At 44.2% G+C, this 4,003-nt stretch carries 3 protein-coding genes and 16 tRNA genes; all 19 read left to right on the top strand.

Annotation, left to right across the window (positions count from 1 at the left end):
• Window positions 1–149: 149 nt before the first annotated feature.
• The 19 genes from AC1DWN_RS29490 (at window position 150) to AC1DWN_RS29400 (ending at window position 3,738) form a co-directional block, all read left to right on the top strand.
• Window positions 150–225 (top strand) — tRNA-Asn (locus tag AC1DWN_RS29490).
• A 6-nt stretch (window positions 226–231) separates the two neighbouring features.
• Window positions 232–322: transfer RNA gene (locus AC1DWN_RS29485), tRNA-Ser, on the top strand.
• A gap of 6 nt (window positions 323–328) precedes the next feature.
• A tRNA-Glu gene (locus tag AC1DWN_RS29480) sits at window positions 329–403 on the top strand.
• A 70-nt stretch (window positions 404–473) separates the two neighbouring features.
• A tRNA-Val gene (locus AC1DWN_RS29475) sits at window positions 474–549 on the top strand.
• A 17-nt stretch (window positions 550–566) separates the two neighbouring features.
• Window positions 567–643: transfer RNA gene (locus AC1DWN_RS29470), tRNA-Met, on the top strand.
• Between the two features lie 38 nt (window positions 644–681).
• Window positions 682–758 (top strand) — tRNA-Asp (locus AC1DWN_RS29465).
• A gap of 15 nt (window positions 759–773) precedes the next feature.
• Window positions 774–849, top strand: a tRNA-Phe gene (locus tag AC1DWN_RS29460).
• A gap of 29 nt (window positions 850–878) precedes the next feature.
• Window positions 879–954, top strand: a tRNA-Thr gene (locus tag AC1DWN_RS29455).
• A gap of 3 nt (window positions 955–957) precedes the next feature.
• Window positions 958–1,042, top strand: a tRNA-Tyr gene (locus AC1DWN_RS29450).
• A gap of 9 nt (window positions 1,043–1,051) precedes the next feature.
• Window positions 1,052–1,125 (top strand) — tRNA-Trp (locus AC1DWN_RS29445).
• A 19-nt stretch (window positions 1,126–1,144) separates the two neighbouring features.
• A tRNA-His gene (locus tag AC1DWN_RS29440) sits at window positions 1,145–1,220 on the top strand.
• A gap of 29 nt (window positions 1,221–1,249) precedes the next feature.
• Window positions 1,250–1,324, top strand: a tRNA-Gln gene (locus AC1DWN_RS29435).
• Window positions 1,325–1,331: 7 nt separating this feature from the next.
• A tRNA-Gly gene (locus AC1DWN_RS29430) sits at window positions 1,332–1,406 on the top strand.
• Window positions 1,407–1,413: 7 nt separating this feature from the next.
• A tRNA-Cys gene (locus AC1DWN_RS29425) sits at window positions 1,414–1,487 on the top strand.
• Window positions 1,488–1,507: 20 nt separating this feature from the next.
• Window positions 1,508–1,584: transfer RNA gene (locus AC1DWN_RS29420), tRNA-Arg, on the top strand.
• An 18-nt stretch (window positions 1,585–1,602) separates the two neighbouring features.
• A tRNA-Leu gene (locus tag AC1DWN_RS29415) sits at window positions 1,603–1,684 on the top strand.
• Window positions 1,685–1,902: 218 nt separating this feature from the next.
• Complete coding sequence (locus AC1DWN_RS29410) at window positions 1,903–2,277, top strand: GntR family transcriptional regulator (RefSeq protein ID WP_477562430.1); 375 nt, start codon at window positions 1,903–1,905, stop codon at window positions 2,275–2,277.
• 13 nt (window positions 2,278–2,290) lie between these two features.
• Window positions 2,291–2,989, top strand: coding sequence for an ABC transporter ATP-binding protein (locus AC1DWN_RS29405; RefSeq protein WP_477562429.1), 699 nt, complete (start codon window positions 2,291–2,293; stop codon window positions 2,987–2,989).
• Complete coding sequence (locus tag AC1DWN_RS29400; RefSeq protein ID WP_477562428.1) at window positions 2,986–3,738, top strand: hypothetical protein; 753 nt, start codon at window positions 2,986–2,988, stop codon at window positions 3,736–3,738. The genes AC1DWN_RS29405 and AC1DWN_RS29400 overlap by 4 nt, the downstream gene beginning before the upstream one ends.
• The last annotated feature ends 265 nt before the right edge of the window (window positions 3,739–4,003 follow it).

Here is a 4,003-nt window from a genome sequence, read left to right as displayed (position 1 = left end):
GAGCTGACGAATACTAATCGGTCGAGGGCTTATCCTAAAATAAGGTTTGCATGGACCCATACATCCGGCAAACAAACAGCTAAGGTTCAGCAAGACWWCTTTCGTATCCAGTTTTCAAGGCGTAAATCGTCTTGTAAAATCTTTAATTTTCCCTGATAGCTCAGTTGGTAGAGCACTCGACTGTTAATCGAGTTGTCACAGGTTCGAGTCCTGTTCGGGGAGCCATATACTGGAGAAGTGTCCGAGTGGTCGAAGGAGCACGATTGGAAATCGTGTAGGCTCTAACCGGGTCTCGAGGGTTCGAATCCCTCCTTCTCCGCCAGTATGCGGCCCGTTGGTCAAGTGGTTAAGACACCTCCCTTTCACGGAGGTAACAGGGGTTCGAGTCCCCTACGGGTCACCAAAAAAACTTTTAAAAAAGTACTTGCTTTTAACCTAAGACCTATGGTAAGATATAAGGGTCGCTCAACAATGGAGGCTTAGCTCAGCTGGGAGAGCATCTGCCTTACAAGCAGAGGGTCGGCGGTTCGATCCCGTCAGCCTCCACCATATAAATTTAATAACGACGCGGGGTGGAGCAGCCCGGTAGCTCGTCGGGCTCATAACCCGAAGGCCGCAGGTTCAAATCCTGCCCCCGCAACCAAAATCTTTACCCATCGGAAGTTTCCGAGATTATGATGTGGAGCTGTGGTGTAGTGGCCCAACATGCCTGCCTGTCACGCAGGAGACCGCGGGTTCGAATCCCGTCAGCTCCGCCACTTTAAAAAACATCAGGCTCGGTAGCTCAGTCGGTAGAGCAGAGGACTGAAAATCCTCGTGTCGGCGGTTCGATTCCGTCCCGAGCCACCATTTAAGTTTTACCCGTTTCAATTGAATATGCCGTTGTAGCTCAACTGGTAGAGCAACTGACTTGTAATCAGTAGGTTGGGGGTTCAAGTCCTCTCGACGGCACCACATGGAGGATTAGTGAAGTGGCTAAACACGGCAGACTGTAAATCTGCTCTCTCTGAGTTCGGTGGTTCGAATCCATCATCCTCCACCAGTTTACCTTAGGGGCATAGTTTAAAGGTAGAACAAAGGTCTCCAAAACCTTTGGTGTGGGTTCAATTCCTGCTGCCCCTGCCAATTAAAACTCTATATCGTGGCGGTCGTGGCGAAGTGGTTAACGCATCGGTTTGTGGATCCGACACTCGGGGGTTCAATTCCCCTCGATCGCCCCATTTATTTTAAAAATGCAACAAAACTTTGTTGGGGATTAGCCAAGCGGTAAGGCAACGGACTTTGACTCCGTCATTCTCAGGTTCGATCCCTGAATCCCCAGCCATTTATTTGCGGAAGTGGCTCAGCGGTAGAGCATCGCCTTGCCAAGGCGAGGGTCGCGGGTTCGATTCCCGTCTTCCGCTCCAATAAGTTGGCGCCATAGCCAAGTGGTAAGGCAGAGCTCTGCAAAAGCTCTACCCCCAGTTCGAGTCTGGGTGGCGCCTCCACAATTTTCTCGAAATGATTTGCGCCCTTAGCTCAGCTGGATAGAGCGTTTGACTACGAATCAAAAGGCCAGGAGTTCGAATCTCTTAGGGCGCGCCATMTTTATCTTATTGAAATGCCGATGTGGCGGAATGGCAGACGCGCGCGACTCAAAATCGTGAGGGAAACCGTGGAGGTTCGAGTCCTCTCATCGGCACCATATTTTAAATTCAAACTCTTGAGATCAATTGATCTCAAGAGTTTTTTTGTGTTTCAATTGTGTTTCCAAATACTTATTTTTACCCCCTTTACAACACTATATTATTAGTGTACTATTTAACTAACACACAGATACAGGGTGTCTAAGTAAATGTGAACAACATGTCTCCTGAATAGCGATGGAAGCTTACAGGCGAACAGAAAGGAGTGGTGAATATTGTGAGCGTTGAATTTGATAACAATTTACCGATTTACTTACAAATCATGAATTACATTAAGAAAGAAATTGTTGTGGGACGGTTAAAGGCTGGCGATAAGATTCCGGCAGTTCGTGAGTTAGCATTAGAGCTACAAATTAACCCGAATACTGTACAGCGTGCCTTACAAGAGCTAGAGCGTGAGAATATCGTAGAGACAAAGCGTGGGTTGGGTAGATATGTGACTAGTGAGGAGTCGAGAATTATGGAGATTAAGAAAGAAATGGCCAGCGACTTGCTCGGTCACTTTATACAAGGCATGCAGGAGCTTGGGTTTGCTAATAAAGACATTATTACAATCGTCTCAGAAGCTGTTCAAGATGATATTAAAGAATAGGAGTGAATCAATCGTGGAGAGCATTTTAGAGTTAAGCGGTATATCAAAATCATATTCAGGCAAGAAAGCTCTAAATAATGTATCACTAAAAATTGCACCTGGAAAAATCGTTGGACTTCTAGGCAGTAACGGGAGTGGTAAGACCACTTTAATGAAAATTGCAGCAGGATTAATTCCAGCAGCTTCAGGTGAGGCAAAAGTTGCTGGTCAGCTCATAAATAGAGAAACGAGAGCCATCACTTCGTTCATGCCTGACCGCCCATTGACTGAAAGCTGGATGCGTGTAGAGGATGCGATACATTTTTACACAGATTTCTATGCAGACTTTGATCGTACGAAAGCTCATGAAATGCTTGCATTTATGAAGTTGAACAAAAGAGATCGTGTTACCTCATTGTCCAAAGGAATGAATGAGCGGTTGCAGCTTACATTGACCTTATCTCGGAATGCTAAGCTCTACTTGCTTGATGAGCCAATTGGAGGAGTAGATCCAGTTGCGCGAGCTAAAATTTTGGATGCGATCGTTAGCTACTATAATGAGGAGAGCAGTATCGTAGTGTCCACTCACCTCGTTCGGGATATTGAACGGATATTTGATGAAGTCATATTTATACGGAATGGTGAAATTGTGCTGCAGGATGAAGTAGAGAATATACGTGTTAGCCATGGCAAAAGCGTTGATGAGATGTTCAAGGAGGTGTTCGCGGAATGATGAATCTGTTGAAATACGATTGGAAACGTAATAGTACCCTTCTCCTAAGTACGTTCGCTGTGCTCATAATCGTGCAAGCTGCACTTACTATTGTTGGAGAAACAAGAGACTGGGATAAGCAAATTGTCATTGTTCTAAGTATACTTGGTTACACAGCCGTTGCTGTACTGATGTTCGTCAATAGCTGCAGGACATTTGATCATAACATTAAATCTTTTAGCCGCAGGCTGCTGCCGCTTCATCCGTTGAAAGGGGTTGGAGCTGTCGTATTACTAAGCTTGTTGGTAGCGATCACCGTTGTTGCTGTTGCAGTTATCCATATCCTCTTATATATAGCTTTCAAGGGGATGAATATAAGTGAGCTATTAGAGGGGATAACATTCAACACTCTTACAGTAATAAAACTGGTAGCTGTCTCTATATGGGCGTACTCTTCGGTTCTCATAGTTATTATGGCAGCTACAACAGTAACACGCTGCTTCCGTAGTAAACATGCGATTTGGATCGGGATCATATTTTTCTTTGCAGTTATGAGTTTAATAAGTTGGTTGGAGCACGTGCTGTTTGAGAGKTCTGAAGGAGCGTTAAGCGGTGTTTCTGTAGAAAATGAAATAACCAATGATTCCTTTTCATTCTCTTCATCCTTGGATCTCGACATCCCACTAGGACCTATACTGTTAGAAATGGTTGGTGTTGGAGCGCTCTTGTATCTAATAACGTATTTATTAAATAAAAAGGTGGAGCTGTAAATCCACTTGTTGCTTTGGAGTATGAGGGACCTCGTGTCCCTTATACTCTTTTTTTGTATTAACTAACTAAGAAAACACTTAAAATGGCAATATATGAGTTAGTTCGAAAGATATGGGGAGGAAAGTTAGCGTGAAGTTCAGCAAATCCATAAGAACGCGTCTTATTATTGGATTTATGGCAGTTATGCTCCCAGTTATCGTATATATGTTAATTAATAATAGCTATTTAAGGGAAATTGTTAGAGAGAAGGTATCGGAGACATAT

The sequence above is a fragment of the Paenibacillus sp. P4_A7 genome, assembly GCF_056402455.1.
This window is presented reverse-complemented; position numbering and strand designations above follow the sequence as displayed.